The following is a 22,374-nucleotide window of genomic DNA, read 5'->3' as shown; positions in this document are numbered from 1 at the left end:
ATAAACGTGATTAATTAAGTATTAAAAAGATATTTTTTTAATTTGCTCTAAACCCCAAAATGGAGCTTTTTTAATGCCTATCATTTCTTCTATTCTAATTAGTTGATTATATTTTGCAGTTCTATCTGAACGACTCATAGATCCAGTTTTAATCTGACCTGCAGATGTTCCAACAGATAAATCAGATATAAATGTATCTTCTGTTTCACCAGATCGATGAGAAATAATAATATTATATTTAGCTTTTTTTGCCATTTTAATTGCAGATAAAGTTTCTGTTAATGTACCAATTTGATTTGGTTTAATGAGTATTGCATTAGCAATGCCCTGATCTATTCCTTTTTTAAGTAATTTTGTATTTGTAACAAATAAATCATCACCAACTAATTGCATTTTATGACCTAGATGATTAGTTTGGTATAAAAAACCAGTCCAATCAGATTCATCTTGCCCATCTTCAATAGAAATAATAGGATATTTATTAGATAAATTTTCTAAATAATGTGTAAATTCTATAGAATTTAAATTACTTTTATCACTTTTTAGTTTATATGTTTTATTATTTTTATCATAAATTTCTGATGCAGCACAATCTATGGCCAATGTTATATCTTTTCCTAATTTATATTTAGTTTTTTTAATAGCATGGAAAATTAAATCAAAAGCTTCTTCATTAGATTGTAAATTTGGAGCATATCCTCCTTCATCTCCTACTGTTGTACTCATATTTTTTTCTTTTAATACTTCTCCTAAAGAATGAAAAATCTCACATCCTATATGAATAGCATTTTTTATTGTTAACGCTCCAATTGGTTGAATCATAAATTCTTGCAAGTCAATATTATTATTAGCATGCTTTCCTCCATTAATAATATTTATCATAGGCAATGGCATAGAAAAAAGATTATATGTATTATTTATATCTGAAATATGTTGATACAAAGGCATTTTTTTTGATATTGATGCTGCTTTAGCTGTAGCTAAAGAAACAGCTAAAATTGAATTTGATCCTAATATAGATTTATTCTCAGTATTATCCAATTTGATCATAATATTATCGATGTCTTTTTGATCATATGAATCTTTATTTTGTAATGCAGAAAATATTACATTATTAATTAATGATATGGCTTTTTTAACACCTTTTCCCATAAATCTATTTTCATCATGATCTCTCATCTCTAAAGCTTCATTAGATCCTGTTGATGCACCAGAAGGAACAGAAGATCTTCCTATAGAACCATCTTGTAGAGAAACTTCAGCTTCTACAGTAGGATTTCCTCGAGAATCTATGATTTCACGAGCAATAATATTTTTTATTTTTGACATTTTGTAACCTTATTAATTTTTTATTTTTTATTTTTTGCAATACATTTTATAAAATCTGTGAATAATGGATGTCCATCACGTGGTGTTGAAGTAAATTCTGGATGAAATTGACAAGCTATAAACCATGGATGGTGCAAAATTTCAATAATTTCTACTGTTTTTTGATTTTTTGAACGACCTGTCACTATTAATCCATTTTTTTCTATTTTTTTGAGCAAAATATTATTTACTTCATATCGATGTCTATGTCTTTCTATAATTATGTCTGTTTTATATAAAGATCTAGATAAGCTATTTTTTTTTAATTTACAAATTTTATTTCCTAATCTCATCTTTCCATTAAAATTTTTATTTTTTTGTGTGGTATTATTTTTTGTATCTTCAATTAAATTGATAATTGGAAATTTGCATTTTGGATCAAATTCTGTAGAATTAGCATCTATAATTCCCATAACATTTCTTGCAAATTCTATAATAGCTACTTGCATACCTAAACATATACCAAAATATGGAATATTATTTTCGCGTGCATATTGAACAGATAATAGTTTCCCTTCAATACCTCTATCACCAAAACCTCCTGGTATTAAAATACCATTAAGATTTTGAAGTGGTATATATTTTTTATTTTCTATATCTTGAGAATTAATTAATTTTATTTTGACTTTAATTTGATTTTGTAATCCTCCATGTTTTAGAGCTTCTATAACTGATTTATAAGCATCAGGTAAAGTAATATATTTTCCAATAATTCCAATTATAATTGTATTATGAGAATTTTTTTCTTTGTAAATGACTTTTTCCCACTCTTCTAAATTAGCTTCAGGAGCATTTATTTGAAAATATTCACAAATATATTTATCTAATTTTTGATTTTTTAATAATTTGGGTATTGTATATATTGATTTAACATCTTTCAAAGAAATTACAGCATTCACTGGTACATTACAGAATAATGCAATTTTTTTACGTTCTTTTTTTTTAACATTTTTTTCAGATCGACAAATTAATACGTCAGGTTGTATTCCAATAGAAAGTAATTCTTTAACTGAATGTTGAGTAGGTTTAGTTTTAATTTCTTCAGCCGTAGCAATATATGGAACTAATGTCAAATGTATATATATTATATTTTTTCGACCAATATTGACTGCCATTTGACGAATTGCTTCTAAAAAAGGTAATGATTCAATGTCACCAACCGTACCACCTATTTCTACTAAAATAATATCACTATTTTTAGAACATAAAATAATTCTTTCTTTAATAGCATTGGTAATATGTGGTATTACTTGAATTGTTGCTCCTAAATAGTCTCCTCTTCTTTCTTTTTTTAAAACTTCAGAGTAAATACTACCTGTAGTAAAATTATTAAGATGAGTCATTTTAGTTTTAATAAAGCGCTCATAATGTCCTAAATCTAAATCGGTTTCAGCACCATCTTCTGTAACAAAAACTTCTCCATGTTGCATCGGACTCATTGTTCCTGGATCTACATTTATATATGGATCTAGCTTTATAATAGTTACTTTTAAATTTCGTGCTTCTAATATTGCACCTAACGAGGCAGCTGTAATACCTTTTCCTAAAGATGATACTACTCCACCAGTAATAAAAATATATTTTTTAGTCATTCTAAATAAAAATATCAGTTAAAATGAATAAATAATTCATTATAAAATAAATGTTAATAAAAATTATTTTTGAATTTATTTATTCAATATTTTAGGAGTATAAATAATATAAAATTTATTTTTAAAGAAATTGAGAATAAATAATTTTTATATTTCTAATAAAATTTTTATATAAATTATATTTTATTTAAAATTAAATATTATTTTATAAAATTTTATATTTTTATTAATTATTAATAATTTTTTTATTTTTTTCATTCCATGTATCTCTTAAGCTAACAGTACGATTAAATATTAAATAATTTCTTTGTAAAGTATCAATATCAGTACAAAAATAACCAATTCTTTCAAATTGAAAAAATAATTTAATATTATTTTGAATAATTTTTTTGTGTATTTTTTTTGCTATATTCTTTTCAATAAAACCTTTTTTAGTAACTAAAGATTGTGAATTTAAATTTAATAAAAAATCTTCTTTTTTATCTAAACTTTTAATATTGAATAAAGGTTCATATAATCTAAATTGCGCTGGAAAAGAATATTTTACTGATATCCAGTGTATAACTGATGGATTTTTCTTATCAATTGGCTTTTTTCCTAATGTTTTTAAATTACATGAGCATATTATATAAATAATATTTTCATTTTTATCTTTTTTTATTTTTTCTGCTTTAATGATATAAGCGTATCGTAATCGAATTTCACAACCAATTTTTAATTTTTTATATTGATTGTTATATTTTTCTTGAAAATCATTTCGTTCAATATATAAAATTTTAGTAAAAAAAATTTTCTGAGTTCCTAATTTATCGTTATATGGATGCTTAGGAATAATTAAAACTTCTTCATGATTTTCATTTAAATTATATAAATATATTTTAATTGGATCTAATATTGCCATAGTTCTTATTGCAGTTTTATTTAATTCATTTCTAATAGAATATTCTAACATGGATAATTCTATTAAATTATTTTGTTTTGTTATTCCAATATTTTTACAAAATTCTTTAATAGAAGAGGGTGTATATCCTCTTCTGCGCATTCCTGAAAGTGTTGGCATACGTGGATCATCCCATCCTGAAACAATTTTTTTTTCTACAAGTATTTTTAACTTTCTTTTGGATAAAATAGAATATTCTAAATTTAATCTAGAAAATTCATATTGTTTAGGACGATGTGGTGTATTAATATTTTTTAAAATCCAATTGTATAAATTTTTATTATCCTGAAATTCTAATGTGCAAAGAGAATGCGTGATTTTTTCAATAGCATCTGAAATACAATGAGCAAAATCATACATAGGATAGATGCACCATTTTTTTTTTGTTTGATGATGCTGACAAAATATAATACGATATAAAACAGGATCTCGCATAATTATACAAGCGGAATTCATATTAATTTTTGCTCTTAAAGATGCTTTTCCTTCTGCAAATTCTCCGTTTTTCATTTTTTTAAAAAGTGTTATATTCTCTTCAATACTTCTATTACGGTAGGGACTATTTATTCCTGGTTTTTTTAATGTACCTCGATATTTATGTATTTCTTCTTTTGTTAGTTCATCAACATAAGCTAGTCCTTTTTTAATTAATTTTTTTGCATATTGATAAAATATTTCAAAATATTCTGAAGCATAGTGAATATTTTGATATTTTTGATATCCTAACCATGTGATATCATACTTAATTGCATTGATATATTTAATATTTTCTTTTATTGGGTTTGTATCATCAAATCGTAAATTACATTTTCCTTGATATATTTTTGCTAATTCAAAATTTAAACAAATTGATTTTGCATGTCCTATATGAAGATATCCATTCGGTTCTGGTGGAAAACGTGTATGAAAAAACATTTTTTTTTGTTTTTTTAAGTCATGATCAATTATATGACTAATAAAATTATTATTATATTCATTAATTGTAGTATTCATTTTTTTCCTATATATAATTTTGATAAAAATATTCTTTTATAATATATTATTTAATTCATTATTTTATTAAAATTTATTGATAATATTAAAAAATGTTGTTGATTATTCAATATATCTCATATAAAATATATTATTAATTTTTAATATATAAAAAATATTTTAAAATATATAGGCTATGTAGCTCAGTTGGTTAGAGCACAGCACTCATAACGCTGAGGTCATGGGTTCAATTCCCATCATAGCCAATAAAGTTTTACGGGAGTGGCGAAATTGGTAGACGCACCAGATTTAGGATCTGGCACCGAAAGGTTTGCGAGTTCAAGTCTCGCCTCCCGTATTTTTAAAAATATAAAATATTAAAAATAATTAAATAAAAATGGGGTATAGCCAAGTGGTAAGGCACCGGTTTTTGATACCGGCATCCCTGGTTCGAATCCAGGTACCCCAGCCATTCTAGATATTATCTTCTTTTTTTCTTATATAATCAATTTACCTGTAATAAAAAATCGTTATTTTTAAAATAAATATTTTTATATTTAAAAAATATGAGATTTATAGTAAACAAATAGAATAAAATATATGATTTTTTATTTTAATGTATTTATTTAAAATAAAATAGGTTTTTGATATATGAATATAAATTTATTGAAAAAAAAAGCAGCATGGGAAGCGTTAAAATATATACGTCCAAATACAATTGTAGGAGTAGGAACGGGAAGTACTATATATTATTTTATTGAAGCCTTAAGTACAATAAAACACTTCATTACTGGAGTAGTTTCTAGCTCTCATGTCTCTACTTTATTATTACAAAAACAAGGAATAAAAGTATTTAATGTAAATGATTTTCATTCTATAGATACATATGTTGATAGTGCTGATGAAATTAATAATAAAATGCAAATGATTAAAGGTGGAGGCGGGGCTTTAACTGGCGAAAAAATTATATCTTCAATGTCAAAAAAATTTATTTGTATTGTTGATGCATCTAAGCAAGTAACAACATTAGGAAAATTTCCTCTTCCAATTGAAATTATTCCTATGGCTAAATCCTATATTGCAACAGAAATAATAAAAATAGGTGGTTATCCAGAATATAGAAAAAATTTTTTTACAGATAATCGAAATATTATTATAGATGTTTATAATTTAAATATTCAAGATCCCATTGCCATGGAAAAAAAAATTAATTCTTTATCTGGTGTAGTAACTGTTGGATTATTTTTTTTAAGAAAATCTGATATTGTTATTATTAGTGCAAAAAATGGAATAAAAACTTTAAAAAAATAAACTGTAATTTCACTTTTAACATATGAATATTTATTTTTTGAAATATTTTTTATTTGAGATCTCCCAATCTATATTGTAAGATAGAAATTGCAGTAATAGATGCGGTTTCTGTTCTTAAAATTCTAGGTCCTAAAGAAAGAGAAATAAATCCATCATTAGTAATTTTTTCAATCTCATTATCAGAAAAACCTTTTTCAGATCCAATAAGAATACGAATTTTTTTTATAGATTTTTTTAAACTTTGTATTTTTAATATTGATTTTGGATGAAAAACTACTTTAGTTACATTGATTTGATATTTTTTGCACCATGAATGTAAACTAATAGGTTCTTCAATTTTTGGAATAATATTTCTTTTACATTGTTGACATGCAGCAATTGCGATTTTTTTCCAATGTATCATTTTTTTTGAAATACGTTTAAAATTTTTTTTTAAATTACATTTTTCAGAAAATAATGGTGTTATAATATTGACTCCAAGTTCAATAGATTTCTGAATAGTAAAATCCATTTTTTCATTTTTTGAAATAACTTGTCCTAGATGAATGTCTAAAGCAGATTCTACATTTTTATATTCTTTTTGAAATATTAAAATAGTCACTGTTTTTTTATGAATATTAAATATTTTTGATAAAAAAATATAATTAGTATTATTAAATACTTCTAAAATATCATTAATATTCATTCTTAATACATTGATAATATAGTGAGATTCAGATATAGACAATATAACAATTTTATTAATTTTTAAAGACAATTCTATAAAGATACGTGGTGTATTTTTTTTCATTTTTTTATATTATAGCATTGATGATAAACATAATAATTATGATTACCTTGTATTTTAAATATTTCTTTTTCTCTTAAACATTCCCATTTAGTTACAGGAAACTTATGATCCCACATTATAAATAATTTTTTTTGATTTTTAGATAAAGAAATAGAATATTTTTTATGCATATAAAAATAAGTTCTAGCTATTATTCCTTTAGATCGATCAGGTGGTTCTATTCTTTTATTTTTAAAATCTATTTTTATTTTACATTTTCCATATTGGTAAGAAATATCATTCCATTGACTATACATGAAATTTGAACGATCACCATTAATTTCCCCAATAGCCGGTTGTAAATTATGAAGATCAGATTCAATTTTTTGGTATTTTTTATCATGATCACAACCTTTTCTTCCTCCTTTTTTCCAACATTGTTTCATATGTCCAAATTGCCATGCTGGAACTATATGTTCCCATTCAATTCTCATTGCACGATTTTTATTTTTTCTAATTTTGTATCCACAAGATGATAAATCTGGTATACCTTTTTTATTTTTCCATATAATTTTACATCCACAATAAAAAGATCCAGGTATTTTTTGATGAATTTGACTAGCTATGATTTTAGCTTGATAAAAAGTATTTATATTTTTTTTACTTTGTTCTGGTTTTTTTGAATATAAAAAAAAAATAATATACTTATTATAATTATACATATTATTTTAAACATATTTATCTCAGATTGATAAAAAATAAATATTAACATGATAGATTTATATTTTAAATAAAAATTTTATTATTAATATTTTATTATATTAATAGTACATAATAATATCTTGAAGATTTTATATTATAAATATAGTTATTAATAATAAAATTTTTATTTTAGACATAATATTAAATAAACTAATTAAAATAAAAATATTTTATATAGACGTATAAAATTATGTAATGAATATTTATATTTTATAAAAAAATATTTTTTTATTTATATATATATTCTTCAAAAGATAAAATATCTTCTTTTTTTATTTTTTTTTGCTTATTATGTGATTCTATTACTTCTTTTTTAAAATCACTTTTCTTTAAAATAGAAAAAGGAGTATTGATAAATGTATTATAATATTTTTGAGCTAATAATAATCCCGTTTTTTCAATTCCTTTATTAATAAAAAGATTTAAACATTTTGCTGAATAAGTAAGTTCTGGATTTTGAAAACATAGTATTTTTTTTTGACATACATTTTGATATAATTTATATGGTGTATTATAATCAAGTGTTTTAGCAATTTCTTCTAAATCTTGAAATATTATTTTGCTAATTTCTACTAGTGTTATTTTTTCTTTTTTTATATTTTTATAAATAGTTTGATTAGGTTTTCTTCCTTCAAAAATAATTCTTTTCCAATTTTGATTAATTAATAGAAAATCTTTTTTATTGATTTTAGGAGAATCTATTAAAGCACACCAAATTAAAAATAAATCTAATAATAATATTTGATTTTTACTAATTCCAATAGGAGAAAAAGGATTAAGATCTAAAGATCTTATTTCAATATATTCAATACCTCGGTTTTTAAGAGCATCAGATAATAGCTCTCCATGTTTTACATTTCTTTTGGGACGTATTTGTGTATATAATTCGCTTTCCATCTGTAAAATATTTGTATTTAATTGTTGAAAATTTCCATTTTTATCTTTTACTCCTATTTTAAAAAATTTTTTTGATGTTGTTTTCATAGCATTTTTTAAAGATTGAATATATGTATCTAAGTTATTAAAAGTAATATTTAAATCTAATATCGATGTACTAGTATATCCAACATCACTTAATCTGAGTGAAGTAGACCAAGGTAAATATAGTGTATTATCTTTATTTTTTTTAAATTTATAAATATTATTTTTTAAAAAACATGATGATATTGCAGGAGATGCACCAAACAGATAAGGAATAATCCATCCAAATCGATAGTAATTTCGAATTAAATGTAAATATCCTGATGAGATATATTCTTTTTCATTTGTTATATTTTTATTTTTATTCCATTTTTTCCAAAATGATATCGGTAATGAAAAATTATAGTGTACTCCTGAAATAGTATTGACTAATGCTCCGTATCTATTTTTTAATCCTAATCTATATATATGTTTCATTTTTCCAAGATTAGAATCTCCATATTGCGCTATTTTAATATTATATAAATTTTTTTTTATATATGGAATACTTAATGGCCACATAAGTTCATTTTTAATCTTATGTGTTACAAATTTATGAAGATCGTGTAAAAAGAAAATTAAATAATCTATATCATTGCTTTTAGGAGTAATAAATTCTAGTAAATTTTCTGCAAAATCAGTTGTTATCCATTTATGTGTTAATGCTGATCCTAAAACATATGGATGTTTTTTTAAAGAAAAATTTCCATTTTTTTGTATTCTTAAAGTTTCACGTTCAATTCCTCGAAAAATACCTTTTAATATTTTGGGATTTTTTTTAATCCAGGAAATGTTTTTCGAGATATTGTATATCAATTTTTTCTCCTATATTAATTTTTTGGTTTATAGAATGTTTTTATGCATTTATTTAATATTAAAATTTACAATAATGGTAACTATATAATTTTGAGGTAATATAGATGTGATTGAGTAATGAGATATTAATAGACTATTTTTTACATTTTGCATCCGGAAGGATTTGAACCTCCGACCTCTCGGTTCGTAGCCGAGTGCTCTATCCAACTGAGCTACGGATGCAATTTTAAAATAAGTGGCGGTGAGAGAGGGATTCGAACCCTCGATGCAGTTTTACTACATACTCCCTTAGCAGGGGAGCGCCTTCATCCTCTCGGCCATCTCACCTGATTTTATATAATATTAAATTAAAAATTTTTGTTTTCTATGATATTACTTTTTTACTTTATAAGTCAAATATTTTTTATATTTTTAGAAAATAAAAAAATAAACTGCATCTTACTTAATTGTAGTAAGACGCAGTTTTTATCAAGAGTTTTTAGATTGTTTTTTTTCCGCTTGAATACGCTGATAAATTTCTTCACGATGTACTGAAATTTCTTTAGGAGCATTAACACCAATACGAACTTGATTACCTTTTACTCCTAGTACTGTTACAGTTATTTCATCACCAATAATTAGTGTTTCACCAACTCGTCGCGTAAGAATGAGCATTCTTTATTCCTTGAAGAAGTAAAATAGTTTAGTTTATTTATACTATTATTATGATAATATAGAATTAAATATAGACCATAAAAATATATTAATAATATATTGATATAAAAATATCTGTTTTTTATATCCTTAATTTTATTTACAATCATTGATTAAGTATTTTTTTATGAATCCATAATTTAATATGTTGTAAAGCTAAAGGTAATTTTTGAATATTGATGCCACCACCTTCGGCCATTTCATTATTACCTCCTCCTTTTCCATGAGTTTTTTGTAAAAGTTCTTGAATAATTTTTTTTGCTGTTATGCAATTAATTAAATTTTTTGATACATAAGATATAGCTGTAATATTTTTATCTTTTTTATTAATGAATAAAATAATTCCTTTTTCAAATTTATTTTTTAATTGATTTATAATAGTTCTTAATGTTTTTAAATGATTTTCATATAATATTTCTATTAAAATTTTTACGTCTTGTATATGTTCAATTTTTTCTATTAATTTTTTAATTTGATATTTATTTGTTTTATCTTGTAATTGTTTTACTTGTTTTTCTAAAGAATATATTTGAATAATTAATTTATTTATGTTTTCTTTAATATTAGAATTGTTAGATTTTAAAATAAGAGAAATATCTTGGATATCATGATCTATTTTATGTAGATAATCGATAGTGCTTTCTCCAGTTATAGCTTCTATTCTTTTTATTCCTGATGCTATACTAGAATAAGATATAATTTTAAAATATCCGAGATCGCCTGTTCTTGTAGCATGAGTACCTCCACATAATTCTATAGAGAAATCATTAATAGATATTACACGAACTATAGGTTTATATGAATATTCAAATAAAGAAATTGCTTTTCGTTTTTTTGCCTCCTTTAAAGATATTTCTTGACTGGTAATTAAAATATTATTTTGAATTTTTAAATTAATTATTTTTTCAATTTTTTGTAGTTGAGATAAGTTAATGTGTTTAGGATATGAAAAATCAAATCTTAAATATTTATCAGTTACTAATGAGCCTTTCTGAGCAACATTATCACCTAAATTGCATCTTAATGCTGCATGTAATAAATGTGTTGCTGTATGATTTAATTGAATATTATTTCGATGTACTGTATCAATCTTACTATAAATATGATCATTAATTGTCATCTTACCTATAATTAATTTTCCAATATGTCCTATTGTATTTCCATATTTTTTTGTATCTTCTACTTTAAAATAAGATTCAGTATTATATAATTTACCGATATCCCCAATTTGACCGCCTGATTCTGCATAAAAAGATGTTTGATTAAGAAAAATTATTCCTATTTGATTTTTTTCAATTTTTTTTACTTCTTTATTTTGAATAAAAATTGTTTTTATTACTGCATGAGTTTTATATTTTTGATAACCTTGAAAATAGCATGTATCATTATTATTTAAAATAATTGCTTCATTATAATTTTTATAAAATTTATTACTAAGACTAGATTTTTTTTTTTGTTTTTCTTTTTCTTGGTTATATTCTTGGTAATTTATTTTAATTTTATGTTCATAACAAACATCAGCTGTTAAATCAATGGGAAATCCAAATGTATCATATAAATAAAATGCTATATCACCATTTAATATACCATTTTTTGTTTTTTGAATTTCTTTTTTTAATAATTTTAGCCCTTTATCAAGAGTTTTGGTAAATTGAATTTCTTCTATTTTTAGTATATTTTCAATCTTTTCTTTGTTACAATTTAGTTTATTATGAAATGGTTCCATAATTTTAATAACAGAAGGAATTAGTTTATAAAAAAATATCTCTTTTATTCCTATTTTATGTCCATGTCTTAATGCTCTGCGAATAATTCTTCTTAAGACATAACCGCGATGTTCATTAGAAGGAATAATATTATCAGAAATAAGGTATGCACAAGATCGAATATGATCTGCAATTATTTTAAATGAAGGATGATTTAAATCTTTAATAGGGCTAAAATAAGATATAGATTTAATTAATTCCTGAAATATATCAATTTTATAATTAGATAGTACATTTTGTAAAACAGAAGCAATTCTTTCTAGTCCCATTCCAGTGTCAATAGACTTAGCTGATAATGGAATAATTTTAGTGTCAGAAATACGATTAAATTCTATAAAAACAATATTCCAAATTTCAAGTAAATAATCTTGTTTTTTTTCAAATGTATCAAGATGATGGTTTAATGTATTTTGTTCGCAATCATAAAATATTTCAGTACATGGACCGCATGGTCCAGTATCTCCCATTTGCCAAAAATTATCAGAATTATATTGAATATTATCTTTATCACCTATTATAATGATTCGATCAGGAGGTATTTCAATGATCTTATTCCATATTTCATAACTTTCTTTATCATCTTTATAGACAGAAATCCATAGTTTTTTTTTAGGGATATTAAACCATATTGGAGATGTTAGTAATTCCCAAGCATACATAATAGCTTCTTTTTTAAAATAATCATTAAAACTAAAATTTCCTAACATTTCAAAAAATGTATGATGACGTGTTGTATATCCTACATTTTCTATATCATTATGTTTGCCTCCTGTTCTTAAACAACGCTGTACAGTAGTTACACGTGGATGTGGTCTTTTTTTTTCATTTAAAAAAATATCTTTAAATTGATTCATTCCTGCATTTGTAAATAATAATGTATTGTCATTATGAGGGACTAAAGAACTGCTAGGTAATACTATATGTCCTTTTTTTTTAAAAAAATTTAAAAAATTACTACGTATTTCATTAGTTGTTTTATTCATATGATCTCTTAAAATAGATTAAATTTATTGTATAATAATGCAATAATATTGAATTTTTTATATTATTTTATAAATATATCAGTTGATTAATTATAATGATTATTTTTTTAAATAGGGTTTGATTTAATAATATTAGATATTGTATTGGCAGTTTTAATAATATGTAATATGCGATAAGATTTTTCCATTAATAATAGTGTTTTTTGTATAATTAATGTATCTGGATATTTTTTAATTATATCGTCTCCACGATTAATAACTGATATATATTCTTTTTTTAAGAAATAATATTTGAGTATTTGGAAGTAATGCATAGCTAAACGATTTTTTACACATGCTATATCTTTTTTTATATTAATTAAATATACACTGTTTGGATAATTAAAAATTATATTTTTGAGTTGGAAAAATGCTTTCATGGCATAAATTGGATCTTGTTGATAATATTTTATAGGTATATATTTGAAATATATATTTTGATCTAATTTTATATAAATTAAACTTTCTATATATAAAATATAATCTATATTTTTATGTTGAGGATATAATTTTTTAAATATTTTTATTTTTTCTTGTGCTTTATAAAAATTAGAATTTTTATAATAGGCATAAATTAGATTCATTTGAATTTTATCATTATCAAATTTCATTACATTAATTTTGTTTATATTTTTTAATATTGTTATAGCATCAATAAATTTTTGATTTTTTAGTTTATTTTGTGCTTGTATATATAAAGCATGAATATTAATAAAATTATTTTTATGTAATGGTTGACATTGTAATGTAAAACTAAAAAAAATAATAATGGTAATAAATATAATATTTTTTATTTTTTTCATTTGTATATAATCAGTATAAATTAATAATTTTTATTTATTAATGTTTTTAATAGATACAATATAGAATATCATATTATATAAAAATTAAAGATTTAGATTTAAATAAAAAATTTTATATATTTAGGATAATGACGTTGAAAAAAAATAAATTAAGTGTTATTTTACCCTATTTTTTGTTTTTCGGTAAAAGAATAGATCAAATTTTATCACATTTTTTTCAAGAATATTCTCGTTCTTTTTTAAAAAAATGTATTCTTAATAATCAGGTATTGGTTAATGGAAAAATTGAAAATCATCCTGATAAAAAAATGATTGGTGGTGAAAAAATTGTTGTTTTACTTTTTAATATTGAACCTATGATTGATATTCCTGAAAATATTTTTTTAGATATTGTTTATGAAGATGAAGATATATTAGTTATTAATAAACCAGCTGGTTTAGTTGTGCATCCTGGAGCTGGTAATAGAAACGGAACATTATTAAATGCTTTACTTTATCGTTATATAACTATTCATAATTTACCTCGGGCTGGTATTGTACATAGATTAGATAAAGATACTAGTGGATTAATGGTTATTGCAAAAACAATTATTTCTTATACATATTTATTTAATTTATTAAAAAATCGAAAGATTATTCGAAAATATCAAGCTATTGTACAAGGTAGTATGATTTCAGGTGGAATAATAGACGCGCCTATCATGCGTCATCATATTAAAAGAACATGTATGATGGTAAATGATTTAGGAAAAAAATCAGTTACACATTATAAAATTATTAAAAAGTTTTCGTTATATACACATATTTCTGTACAGTTAGAAACTGGGAGAACACATCAGATTCGTGTACACATGTTACATATTGGTTATCCTATAGTTGGAGATTCTGTATATAATCGAAACTTTCATCATCCTATTACTAACATAAAACAGAAAAATCAAAAAATTTTTTTTCCTCGTCAAGCATTGCATGCTTATCATCTTTCTTTTTGTCATCCTATTACAAAAAAAAAGATGAAATGGATTATTTCATTACCAAAAGATATGATTACTTTACTTAAAATACTATAATTTATTTAAGAAATGATTTTTTATAATAATAGTCTTTTTGCTGCTGTCTTCAAAGCCCATGTATATCCATCTATTCCTAAACCACAAATTACACCTTGAGAAATATCAGACAGCCATGAATGAGATCGAAAATGTTCTCGAGCATAAATATTAGAAATATGCACTTCGATAAAAGGAATATTTACTGCTATTAATGCATCTCTAATTGCAATACTAGTATGAGAAAAAGCAGCAGGATTAATAATAATATAATTAATATTATTTTTAGAAGCGTGAATATGATCAATTAAAACATGTTCTGCATTGGATTGAATATGACTTAATTCTATATTTAATTTTTCAGCTTCTTTTTGTAGTTTTATTAATAAATTAGATAATGTATTATTGCCATAAATATTAATTTCTCTACTTCCTAAAAGATTGAGGTTAGGCCCATTAAGTAATAAAATTTTTATTTTATTTTGTTTCATATTTTATCGCTTTGTTTTAATATTATGAAAAATAAACTTTTAAAAATAATGGTATTATATTCTGTATAATGTATTCTTTAAATAAAGAATACTATATTATATATTTTATGTATTCGAAATATTTTTTTGAATAATAATATATTAACTTCATTATTGTAATATAATTATACATTTATTACACATTTTAATAAATTTTATTAACATGATTACCTAATAAGTGAGTAAAAATGACATTTGAATCAGTTACTGAATCTTTATTAATGATGAATAAAATAAATATTCAGGATATTTTATCATCTTTAGATGAATTATATATAAAAGATGTAGATTTTGGCGATTTTTATTTTCAGTCTAATATTAATGAATCTTGGTCTTTAGAAAATAAATTAGTGAAAGAAGGATATTATCATTCAGATCAAGGTCTCGGTATTAGAATAATTCAAGGGGAAACAACTAGTTTTGCATATGCGGATCAAATATCATTAGATTCATTAAGAAAAACCATGCATATGGCTCAGAGTTTTATGAAGATACAAAAAAAGAATAAAAATATATCATATATAAAAAAAAAAATAAATCCATTTTATAATATCATTAATCCGTTGAATACTCTTTCATCACGAGAAAAAATAGATTTATTATATAGAATAGATAGTCTAGCAAGAAAAATAGATCATCGTGTAACCGAAGTTAATGCTCATTTAACTAGTTCTTATGAAAAAATATTAGTTGTTGCTACAGATGGTGATTTAGTAACAGATATTAGACCATTAGTTCAAATTTCTATTCATGTTTTAGTAGAAGAAGATGGAAAAAGAGAATCTGGTAAGAGCGGTGGAGGTAGTCGTTCTGGTTATCAGTTTTTTTATGATCAAGATGATGTTCATAGTGATATTAGAATTGATTATTGGACAAAAGAAGCTGTTCGTATAGCATTGTTAAATTTATCATCTAAAAATGCTCCTTCAGGTAGTTTTCCAGTAGTATTAGGATCTGGATGGCCAGGTGTTTTATTACATGAGGCAGTAGGTCATGGTTTAGAAGGTGATTTTAATAGAAAAGGAACTTCAATATTTAGTAATATTATCGGAGAAAAAGTAGCTTCAGAATTATGTACTATCATTGATGATGGAACAATGTATGGAAAAAGAGGTTCTTTAAACATAGATGATGAAGGTGTTCCAGGGCAGTATAATATATTAATTGAAAAAGGAATTTTAAAAAAATATATGCAGGATAAACTAAATGCGCGTTTAATGGGAACAAAATCTACAGGTAATGGACGGCGTGAATCTTATGCTCATGTTCCGATGCCTAGAATGACAAATACTTACATGTTATCTGGCGAATCTAATATAGATGATATTATTAACAGTGTAGATTATGGTATATATGCAGTAAATTTTTCTGGTGGACAAGTAGATATTACTTCGGGAAAATTTGTATTCTCTACTTCAGAAGCATATTTAATTGAAAAAGGAAAAATTACTACTCCTATTCATAATACTATGCTTATTGGATCAGGTTTAGAAGTTATGAATAATATCTCAATGGTAGGAAATGATTTTAAAATGGATGATGGTGTAGGAATGTGCGGAAAAGATGGTCAAACTATTCCGGTAGGTATTGGGCAGCCGTCTATGAAAATTGATAAATTAACGATAGGTGGAATAAGTTAATTATATATGTATTTATAATATAGATGCAGTCAATTGTAATATCATGACTGCATATTAATTTTTATTGAGCACTACTTGACTCGTTCTTTAATTCTTGCAGATTTTCCAGTTCTTGTTCTTAAATAATATAATTTTGCCTGTCTGACAAATCCTTTTCGTTTAATAACAATACTATTAATACTATGTGAATGAGTTTGAAAGACTCTTTCTATACCTTCTCCATTGGATATCTTTCGTACTGTAAAAGATGAATTTAAATGACGATTTCTAATAGATATAACTGTACCTTCAAAAGCTTGTAATCTTTTTTTTGAACTTTCAATAACCCATACTTTTACTTCAATAGTATCTCCAGGACGAAATTTAGGGATATTATTTTTTAGTTGTTCTTTTTCTATTGTTTGAATGATATTATTCATGTTTTTCCTAAAAATGAAATTTATTTTTATTAAATTATTTATGGTTTTTTATTTTGATTATAAAAATTATTTTTAAATTCGTTTAAAAGATTTTCTTCTTCTTTTGTTAAGGAGATATTCTTTAATATATCTGGTCGTTTCATCCATGTTTTTCCAATGGCTTCTTTTAAACGCCAGATACGAATATTTTTATGATGTCCAGATAATAATATTGAAGGTACTGTCATATTTTTTATAGTTTGTGGACGGGTATAATTAGGGTAATCAAAAAATCGATTAGAAAAAGAATCTTCTTCTATAGATTCTGTTTTTTCAATTACCCCTGGAATCAATCGAGATGTAGCATCAATAATATTCATTGCTGCTAGTTCACCTCCTGTTAAAATATAATCTCCAATAGACCATTCTTCATCTACTTGATGATTAATAATACGTTGATCTATACCTTTATATCGACCACATATAAAAATAATTTTTTTGTTGTTTAATAGGTATTTTATTTCCTTTTGTTTAAATTTAATACCTTGTGGTGATAAATAAATAACTTTTGTATTTTTTTCTAAAGATTTTGCTTTTTGAATAGCTGCATATAATGGTTCAAAACTCATTAACATACCAGGTCCTCCTCCATAAGGACGATCATCTATAGATTTATATTTTTTATTTGTAAAATCTCTTGGATTAAAAAAATTAATTATTATGCGTTTTTTTTTAAATGCTCTTCCAATAACACCATAATTTGTGATAGCACGGAACATTTCTGGAAAAATAGTAACAATATGAAAATACATTATGTTTTTTTTATATTTTTTTTTATTTCATTATTCATAATTAATTCCAATTTACATAAATTATTTTATTAGTATTATCAATTTTTTTAATTATTTTATAATAAATAATAGGAATTAATATTTCTTTTTTATTTAATAATTGAAATTGATTTTTTATAATTAATATATCGTTATATGCTGTTCTTATTAAATTAATAACATTACCTAAGTATATATTTTTTGTATTAAATACTTTATAATTAATAATATCTTGCCAATAATATTCGTCGTTTTTTAATTTAGGTAACTGATTTGCATAAATTAATATATTTTTATTTGTAAATTGTGTTGCGATGGAACGATTAATAATATTTTTAATATTAACAATAAAATTATTTTTATGTTTTTTCCAAGTATTTAAATCAATTTTTTTAAAATATTTATCTTCTATGATAAACCATGGAGAATAGTGAAAAATATTTTCTTTTTTTTCTGTAAAGGAAAATAGTGTTATCCATCCTAATATTCCATATGTTTTTCCAAATTTTCCTATTATTATTCTGTCATTTTTTTCTTTTATAATATTATTTTTTTTCATTAGCAATTTTGATTATTTTTTTCACTCTCTCTGACATTTGTGCTCCTTTTTTAATCCAATATTCAATTCTTGGAATATTTACTTGAATTTTACTTGATTGACCTGTAGCTATTGGATTAAAATAACCTATTTTTTCAATAAATCGACCATTTCTAGAAAATCTACTATCAGCGATAATCATTTTATAAAAAGGACGTTTTTTTGTTCCATGTCGAGCTAATCGAATTTTTACCATGTTTATCTCACTTAATCAATTATATAATTTATTGATATATGTATTATATTAAATTTTATTTTACATCAAAGTAGAAAAAAATCATAATTAGATACATTATATTTATTATTTTTTTGGTAAAATATTTTTTATTCCCTTCATTATTTTACTTATTCCTCCTGTTTTAATTTTTTTCATCATTTTTTTTACATTATCAAAATTTTTTAATAATTTGTTAAGATCTTGAATTGTTGTTCCTGAACCTAATGCAATTCTTTTTTTTCGAGAACCTTTTATTATATTTGGTGTTATTCTTTCTTTTGGTGTCATAGAAAATATCATTGCTTCTATTTTAGTTAGTATATTTTCATCATAATTTAACATTTTATTTTTAGATAATGTATTTTTTTGAGAAAATTTTTCTATTAAATAGTTTAGTCCTCCAATTTTTTTCATTTGTTTAATTTGTATTAAAAAATCATTTAAATCAAAGTTATGACCTAATTTTATTTTTTTAGTTAATTTTTTTACCTGTAATTTATCAATTTTATTTTCTATATTTTCAATCAGGGAGAGTACATCTTCCATTCCTAAAATTCTATTAGCCATTCTTTCAGGATTAAAAATTTCTAATTGTTCTATTTTTTCCCCAGTGCCAATAAATTTAATTGGTTTTTCAATAATATATTTAAGAGATAATGCAATTCCTCCTCTTGCATCACTATCAGTTTTTGTTAAAATAATACCTGAAATATCAATATAATTTTTGAAAATTTTAGCCATATTAATAGAATCTTGACCCATCATTGAATCAACAACTAAAATCGTTTCAATCGGTTTTGATAAATTTTGTATTTCTTTAATTTCATTCATTAAAATTTCATTAATATGTAAACGTCCTGCAGTATCAATTAACAAAATATCATATAATTTTTTTTGAGCATAGATAATAGATTTTTTTGTAATTTCAATTGGATTTTGATAATGGAAAGATGGAAAAAAATCTATGTTTATTTGTTTAGACAATATTTCTAATTGTTTAATGGCAGCAGCACGATATATGTCTGTAGATACAGTAAGTATTTTTTTTTTATATTTATTTTGAATAAATCTTGCTAATTTTGCTAAACTTGTAGTTTTTCCTACTCCTTGTAAACCCGTGATTAAAATAATTGCTGGAGGTTGAGTAGAAAAATTTAAATTATTATTTGATTCTCCCATTGCTAATATCAATTCTTGTTTTACAATTTTTATAAACTCTTGTCCTGGTGTTAAGCTTTTATTAATTATATGTCCAATAGATTTTTGTTTTACATTGTTTATAAATATTTTAATAACTGATAATACTACATCTGCTTCTAATAATGCTTTACGTACTTCTCTGATTGTATCTTTGATATTATCTTCTGTTAGTCTTCCTTTGTTAATAATTTTTCGAAAAGTTTGTGAAAGACGTGCAGTTAAGTTATCAAACATTTTTTTTACTCATTTTAAAGTGAATAATAATTATAAAAATTATTATAATGATGATGATATATATAAAGTTTAATTATTATATATTTTTATAAGACAACAGATGTGATTTTTTCATTAGGATAACAACCTAAAATTTTTACAAAATTACTATTTTTTTTAATTTTGTTTAATATTTTTTGCATAGATAATAATGATATGTTTAATAAGATATCAATATATACTAATTCTTCTTTTAAATTATTGATGTTTTTTTGAATAGATATGATTCTCATAATTATATTTTCTTGTTGTAATATTGAGGATATTTTTATCAAATCTTCTGAATTATTTTTTATACTAAATATTAGTGTTGTTTTAGAAGGAATATGTGGAGAAATTTGTATTTTATGTTTAGTTAATAATACAAATCTTGTAATATTTTTTTCTTGATTGGTTAATTGAGTAGCTAAGGTACTTAGTTTATAAATTTTTCCTCCTATTTCACTGCCAAGAGCTGCGTTAGTAATGCTATTATAATGTATGACTTTTTTTATTGCATCTGCTGTACTTTTAGTGTATTTAATCTTCCAATGTTTAAATTGACTTAAAAATTTACTACACTGTTTCAGTGGTTGTGGATGACTATATACTGTTGTTATATTTTTAAACTGAGCATTATCTATTGCTAGTAAACAATGATTAATATGAATATTAATTTCTCCTATAATGGATAAATTAGTTTTTTCTAATATATATAATACTTCATCAATTGCTCCAGAAGAACTGTTTTCAATAGGTAAAAATGCACAATCTATTTCGTTTTTTTCAACTGAGTTAACGATTTCTTGAAATGTTAAAAATGATTTTTCAATAATTTTTTTATAATTTATATCTGTATATTTACGAACGGCAATATGTGAATAAGAACCATTAGGTCCTAGAAAACCAACTTTTAATATATTATTTTTGTCGTGATTATAAAGTTTTTGTAATGATTTATATTGTGTTAATACTGATTCTTTAATGATTAATTGAAAAATCTGTATTATATATTCTTGACTAAAATGATATTTTTTTCCTAAAGTAATTAAATTTTTTAACATTTTTTTTTCACGGTCTATATCACGTACATCTTGATGATTTTTAATTTTAGTTTCAGAAACAGATAAAATTAATTCTTTTCTTTTAAATAATAATTGAATAATTTTTTCATCAATATTATTAATTTTATCTCGAAGATGTGATAAAGAAAGCATAGAATTCATAATTAATAACCTATAAATATAAAATGAATTATTTATTATATATCATTTTTATGAAATCATATTTCATTTTTTTATAATGAATATTATTAAATACTAAAATTTTTTACAATAATTTTAGATATTTCAATATTTAATAAATATTTTTAGTAAAAATATATTAACTATATCTTATTCATTATAATCATAGTATTATTTCCCATTATAAATAATTATTTTTGAAGTGGATTTTATATGACAACTTTCTCTACTAAATTAGCGGATATAAAAAAAAAATGGTATTATGTTGATGCTACTAATAAAGTGTTAGGAAGACTAGCAAGTGCATTATCAATAAGATTAAGAGGAAAGCATAAAGTAGAATATAGCCCTCATCTTGATACAGGGGATTATATTATTGTACTAAATGCTGCAAAAATATTAGTAACAGGTAAAAAAAATAAAAATAAAATTTATTATCATCATACAGGTTATACAGGCGGGATTAAACAATTAAGATTTGAGGAAATGATAGCTCGTTATCCAGAGCGTGTCATTGAACATGCTGTAAAAGGAATGTTACCTAAAGGATCTTTAGGTCGTGCTATGTTATTAAAATTAAAAGTTTTCTCAGATGAAAAACATATTCATATGGCACAATGTCCACAATTATTACATATTTAA

20 protein-coding genes and 5 tRNA genes are annotated in these 22,374 nt (G+C 23.2%); 7 read left to right on the top strand and 18 right to left on the bottom strand.

The window, feature by feature from the left end; all coding sequences use genetic code 11:
- Positions 1–21 precede the first annotated feature (21 nt).
- The 3 genes from eno to glnS form a co-directional block, all read right to left on the bottom strand.
- Positions 22–1,329, bottom strand: coding sequence for a phosphopyruvate hydratase (gene eno, locus ACOI1G_RS00125; RefSeq protein WP_422667324.1), 1,308 nt, complete (start codon positions 1,327–1,329; stop codon positions 22–24).
- Positions 1,330–1,349: 20 nt separating this feature from the next.
- Complete coding sequence (locus ACOI1G_RS00120) at positions 1,350–2,960, bottom strand: CTP synthase (protein WP_422667323.1); 1,611 nt, start codon at positions 2,958–2,960, stop codon at positions 1,350–1,352.
- A 226-nt stretch (positions 2,961–3,186) separates the two neighbouring features.
- Positions 3,187–4,893 carry a glutamine--tRNA ligase gene (gene glnS, locus ACOI1G_RS00115; RefSeq protein WP_422667322.1) on the bottom strand — a complete coding sequence of 569 codons (1,707 nt, stop codon included), beginning with the start codon at positions 4,891–4,893 and terminating at the stop codon, positions 3,187–3,189.
- A 171-nt stretch (positions 4,894–5,064) separates the two neighbouring features.
- Here glnS and ACOI1G_RS00110 point away from each other — a divergent pair.
- The 4 genes from ACOI1G_RS00110 (at position 5,065) to rpiA (ending at position 6,183) form a co-directional block, all read left to right on the top strand.
- A tRNA-Met gene (locus tag ACOI1G_RS00110) sits at positions 5,065–5,138 on the top strand.
- Between the two features lie 10 nt (positions 5,139–5,148).
- Positions 5,149–5,230: transfer RNA gene (locus ACOI1G_RS00105), tRNA-Leu, on the top strand.
- A 40-nt stretch (positions 5,231–5,270) separates the two neighbouring features.
- Positions 5,271–5,344, top strand: a tRNA-Gln gene (locus ACOI1G_RS00100).
- 179 nt (positions 5,345–5,523) lie between these two features.
- Positions 5,524–6,183, top strand: coding sequence for a ribose-5-phosphate isomerase RpiA (gene rpiA / locus ACOI1G_RS00095; RefSeq protein WP_422667321.1), 660 nt, complete (start codon positions 5,524–5,526; stop codon positions 6,181–6,183).
- 49 nt (positions 6,184–6,232) lie between these two features.
- Here the strand turns inward: rpiA and ACOI1G_RS00090 are convergent, their stop codons facing one another.
- From ACOI1G_RS00090 to ACOI1G_RS00055, 8 genes are all read right to left on the bottom strand, one after another.
- The gene (locus tag ACOI1G_RS00090) at positions 6,233–6,973 is read right to left on the bottom strand and encodes a 16S rRNA (uracil(1498)-N(3))-methyltransferase (protein WP_422667320.1); all 741 of its coding nucleotides are present in this window, start codon (positions 6,971–6,973) and stop codon (positions 6,233–6,235) included.
- Positions 6,970–7,674, bottom strand: coding sequence for an endonuclease (locus tag ACOI1G_RS00085; RefSeq protein WP_422667319.1), 705 nt, complete (start codon positions 7,672–7,674; stop codon positions 6,970–6,972). Before ACOI1G_RS00085 ends, ACOI1G_RS00090 begins: the two co-directional genes overlap by 4 nt.
- A gap of 268 nt (positions 7,675–7,942) precedes the next feature.
- Positions 7,943–9,490, bottom strand: a complete 1,548-nt coding sequence (gshA, locus tag ACOI1G_RS00080; RefSeq protein ID WP_422667318.1) for a glutamate--cysteine ligase — start codon at positions 9,488–9,490, stop codon at positions 7,943–7,945.
- 148 nt (positions 9,491–9,638) lie between these two features.
- A tRNA-Arg gene (locus ACOI1G_RS00075) sits at positions 9,639–9,712 on the bottom strand.
- A gap of 14 nt (positions 9,713–9,726) precedes the next feature.
- Positions 9,727–9,817, bottom strand: a tRNA-Ser gene (locus tag ACOI1G_RS00070).
- 141 nt (positions 9,818–9,958) lie between these two features.
- Positions 9,959–10,144, bottom strand: a complete 186-nt coding sequence (csrA, locus tag ACOI1G_RS00065; RefSeq protein WP_422667317.1) for a carbon storage regulator CsrA — start codon at positions 10,142–10,144, stop codon at positions 9,959–9,961.
- A gap of 145 nt (positions 10,145–10,289) precedes the next feature.
- Positions 10,290–12,932, bottom strand: a complete 2,643-nt coding sequence (alaS, locus tag ACOI1G_RS00060) for an alanine--tRNA ligase (protein WP_422667316.1) — start codon at positions 12,930–12,932, stop codon at positions 10,290–10,292.
- A 107-nt stretch (positions 12,933–13,039) separates the two neighbouring features.
- Positions 13,040–13,774, bottom strand: a complete 735-nt coding sequence (locus ACOI1G_RS00055) for an outer membrane protein assembly factor BamD (RefSeq protein ID WP_422667315.1) — start codon at positions 13,772–13,774, stop codon at positions 13,040–13,042.
- 134 nt (positions 13,775–13,908) lie between these two features.
- Between ACOI1G_RS00055 and rluD the strand changes: the two genes are divergently transcribed.
- The gene (rluD, locus tag ACOI1G_RS00050) at positions 13,909–14,844 is read left to right on the top strand and encodes a 23S rRNA pseudouridine(1911/1915/1917) synthase RluD (protein WP_422667314.1); all 936 of its coding nucleotides are present in this window, start codon (positions 13,909–13,911) and stop codon (positions 14,842–14,844) included.
- Positions 14,845–14,864: 20 nt separating this feature from the next.
- Here rluD and aroQ read toward each other — a convergent pair whose 3' ends face one another.
- Positions 14,865–15,314 carry a type II 3-dehydroquinate dehydratase gene (gene aroQ / locus ACOI1G_RS00045; RefSeq protein WP_422667313.1) on the bottom strand — a complete coding sequence of 150 codons (450 nt, stop codon included), beginning with the start codon at positions 15,312–15,314 and terminating at the stop codon, positions 14,865–14,867.
- A gap of 227 nt (positions 15,315–15,541) precedes the next feature.
- Between aroQ and tldD the strand changes: the two genes are divergently transcribed.
- Positions 15,542–16,993, top strand: coding sequence for a metalloprotease TldD (gene tldD, locus ACOI1G_RS00040; protein ID WP_422667312.1), 1,452 nt, complete (start codon positions 15,542–15,544; stop codon positions 16,991–16,993).
- A 71-nt stretch (positions 16,994–17,064) separates the two neighbouring features.
- On the opposite strand, the gene rplS is transcribed toward tldD, so the two are convergent.
- The 6 genes from rplS to ACOI1G_RS00010 form a co-directional block, all read right to left on the bottom strand.
- Complete coding sequence (rplS, locus tag ACOI1G_RS00035; RefSeq protein WP_422667311.1) at positions 17,065–17,412, bottom strand: 50S ribosomal protein L19; 348 nt, start codon at positions 17,410–17,412, stop codon at positions 17,065–17,067.
- A 38-nt stretch (positions 17,413–17,450) separates the two neighbouring features.
- The gene (gene trmD / locus ACOI1G_RS00030) at positions 17,451–18,203 is read right to left on the bottom strand and encodes a tRNA (guanosine(37)-N1)-methyltransferase TrmD (RefSeq protein ID WP_422667310.1); all 753 of its coding nucleotides are present in this window, start codon (positions 18,201–18,203) and stop codon (positions 17,451–17,453) included.
- Between the two features lie 40 nt (positions 18,204–18,243).
- Complete coding sequence (gene rimM, locus ACOI1G_RS00025) at positions 18,244–18,780, bottom strand: ribosome maturation factor RimM (RefSeq protein ID WP_422667309.1); 537 nt, start codon at positions 18,778–18,780, stop codon at positions 18,244–18,246.
- Positions 18,767–19,015 (bottom strand): 30S ribosomal protein S16, encoded by a 249-nt coding sequence (gene rpsP / locus ACOI1G_RS00020; RefSeq protein ID WP_422667308.1) that lies wholly within the window; start codon positions 19,013–19,015, stop codon positions 18,767–18,769. The genes rimM and rpsP overlap by 14 nt, the downstream gene beginning before the upstream one ends.
- 105 nt (positions 19,016–19,120) lie before the next feature.
- Positions 19,121–20,470 (bottom strand): signal recognition particle protein, encoded by a 1,350-nt coding sequence (gene ffh / locus ACOI1G_RS00015; protein WP_422667307.1) that lies wholly within the window; start codon positions 20,468–20,470, stop codon positions 19,121–19,123.
- An 86-nt stretch (positions 20,471–20,556) separates the two neighbouring features.
- Complete coding sequence (locus ACOI1G_RS00010) at positions 20,557–21,714, bottom strand: chorismate mutase (RefSeq protein ID WP_422667306.1); 1,158 nt, start codon at positions 21,712–21,714, stop codon at positions 20,557–20,559.
- A 231-nt stretch (positions 21,715–21,945) separates the two neighbouring features.
- Between ACOI1G_RS00010 and rplM the strand changes: the two genes are divergently transcribed.
- Complete coding sequence (rplM, locus tag ACOI1G_RS00005) at positions 21,946–22,374, top strand: 50S ribosomal protein L13 (RefSeq protein WP_422667305.1); 429 nt, start codon at positions 21,946–21,948, stop codon at positions 22,372–22,374.

This window comes from Buchnera aphidicola (Pterocomma populeum), from assembly GCF_049314985.1.
GTDB lineage: Bacteria > Pseudomonadota > Gammaproteobacteria > Enterobacterales > Enterobacteriaceae > Buchnera > Buchnera aphidicola_BQ.
The sequence above is the reverse complement of the archived record's forward strand: the minus strand, read 5'-3'. Positions and strand labels throughout refer to the sequence as shown.

What these genes read in the sequence shown, in the direction of transcription:
- tldD (WP_422667312.1), top strand. Translation starts at nt 15,542, where the DNA reads ATGACATTTGAATCAGTTACTGAATCTTTATTAATGATGAATAAAATA.
- ACOI1G_RS00055 (WP_422667315.1), bottom strand. Translation starts at nt 13,774, where the DNA reads ATGAAAAAAATAAAAAATATTATATTTATTACCATTATTATTTTTTTT.
- eno (WP_422667324.1), bottom strand. Translation starts at nt 1,329, where the DNA reads ATGTCAAAAATAAAAAATATTATTGCTCGTGAAATCATAGATTCTCGA.
- aroQ (WP_422667313.1), bottom strand. Translation starts at nt 15,314, where the DNA reads ATGAAACAAAATAAAATAAAAATTTTATTACTTAATGGGCCTAACCTC.
- glnS (WP_422667322.1), bottom strand. Translation starts at nt 4,893, where the DNA reads ATGAATACTACAATTAATGAATATAATAATAATTTTATTAGTCATATA.
- ACOI1G_RS00120 (WP_422667323.1), bottom strand. Translation starts at nt 2,960, where the DNA reads ATGACTAAAAAATATATTTTTATTACTGGTGGAGTAGTATCATCTTTA.
- alaS (WP_422667316.1), bottom strand. Translation starts at nt 12,932, where the DNA reads ATGAATAAAACAACTAATGAAATACGTAGTAATTTTTTAAATTTTTTT.
- rpsP (WP_422667308.1), bottom strand. Translation starts at nt 19,015, where the DNA reads ATGGTAAAAATTCGATTAGCTCGACATGGAACAAAAAAACGTCCTTTT.
- csrA (WP_422667317.1), bottom strand. Translation starts at nt 10,144, where the DNA reads ATGCTCATTCTTACGCGACGAGTTGGTGAAACACTAATTATTGGTGAT.
- ACOI1G_RS00085 (WP_422667319.1), bottom strand. Translation starts at nt 7,674, where the DNA reads ATGTATAATTATAATAAGTATATTATTTTTTTTTTATATTCAAAAAAA.
- ACOI1G_RS00010 (WP_422667306.1), bottom strand. Translation starts at nt 21,714, where the DNA reads ATGAATTCTATGCTTTCTTTATCACATCTTCGAGATAAAATTAATAAT.
- ffh (WP_422667307.1), bottom strand. Translation starts at nt 20,470, where the DNA reads ATGTTTGATAACTTAACTGCACGTCTTTCACAAACTTTTCGAAAAATT.
- rplS (WP_422667311.1), bottom strand. Translation starts at nt 17,412, where the DNA reads ATGAATAATATCATTCAAACAATAGAAAAAGAACAACTAAAAAATAAT.
- rimM (WP_422667309.1), bottom strand. Translation starts at nt 18,780, where the DNA reads ATGAAAAAAAATAATATTATAAAAGAAAAAAATGACAGAATAATAATA.
- ACOI1G_RS00090 (WP_422667320.1), bottom strand. Translation starts at nt 6,973, where the DNA reads ATGAAAAAAAATACACCACGTATCTTTATAGAATTGTCTTTAAAAATT.
- trmD (WP_422667310.1), bottom strand. Translation starts at nt 18,203, where the DNA reads ATGTATTTTCATATTGTTACTATTTTTCCAGAAATGTTCCGTGCTATC.
- rpiA (WP_422667321.1), top strand. Translation starts at nt 5,524, where the DNA reads ATGAATATAAATTTATTGAAAAAAAAAGCAGCATGGGAAGCGTTAAAA.
- rplM (WP_422667305.1), top strand. Translation starts at nt 21,946, where the DNA reads ATGACAACTTTCTCTACTAAATTAGCGGATATAAAAAAAAAATGGTAT.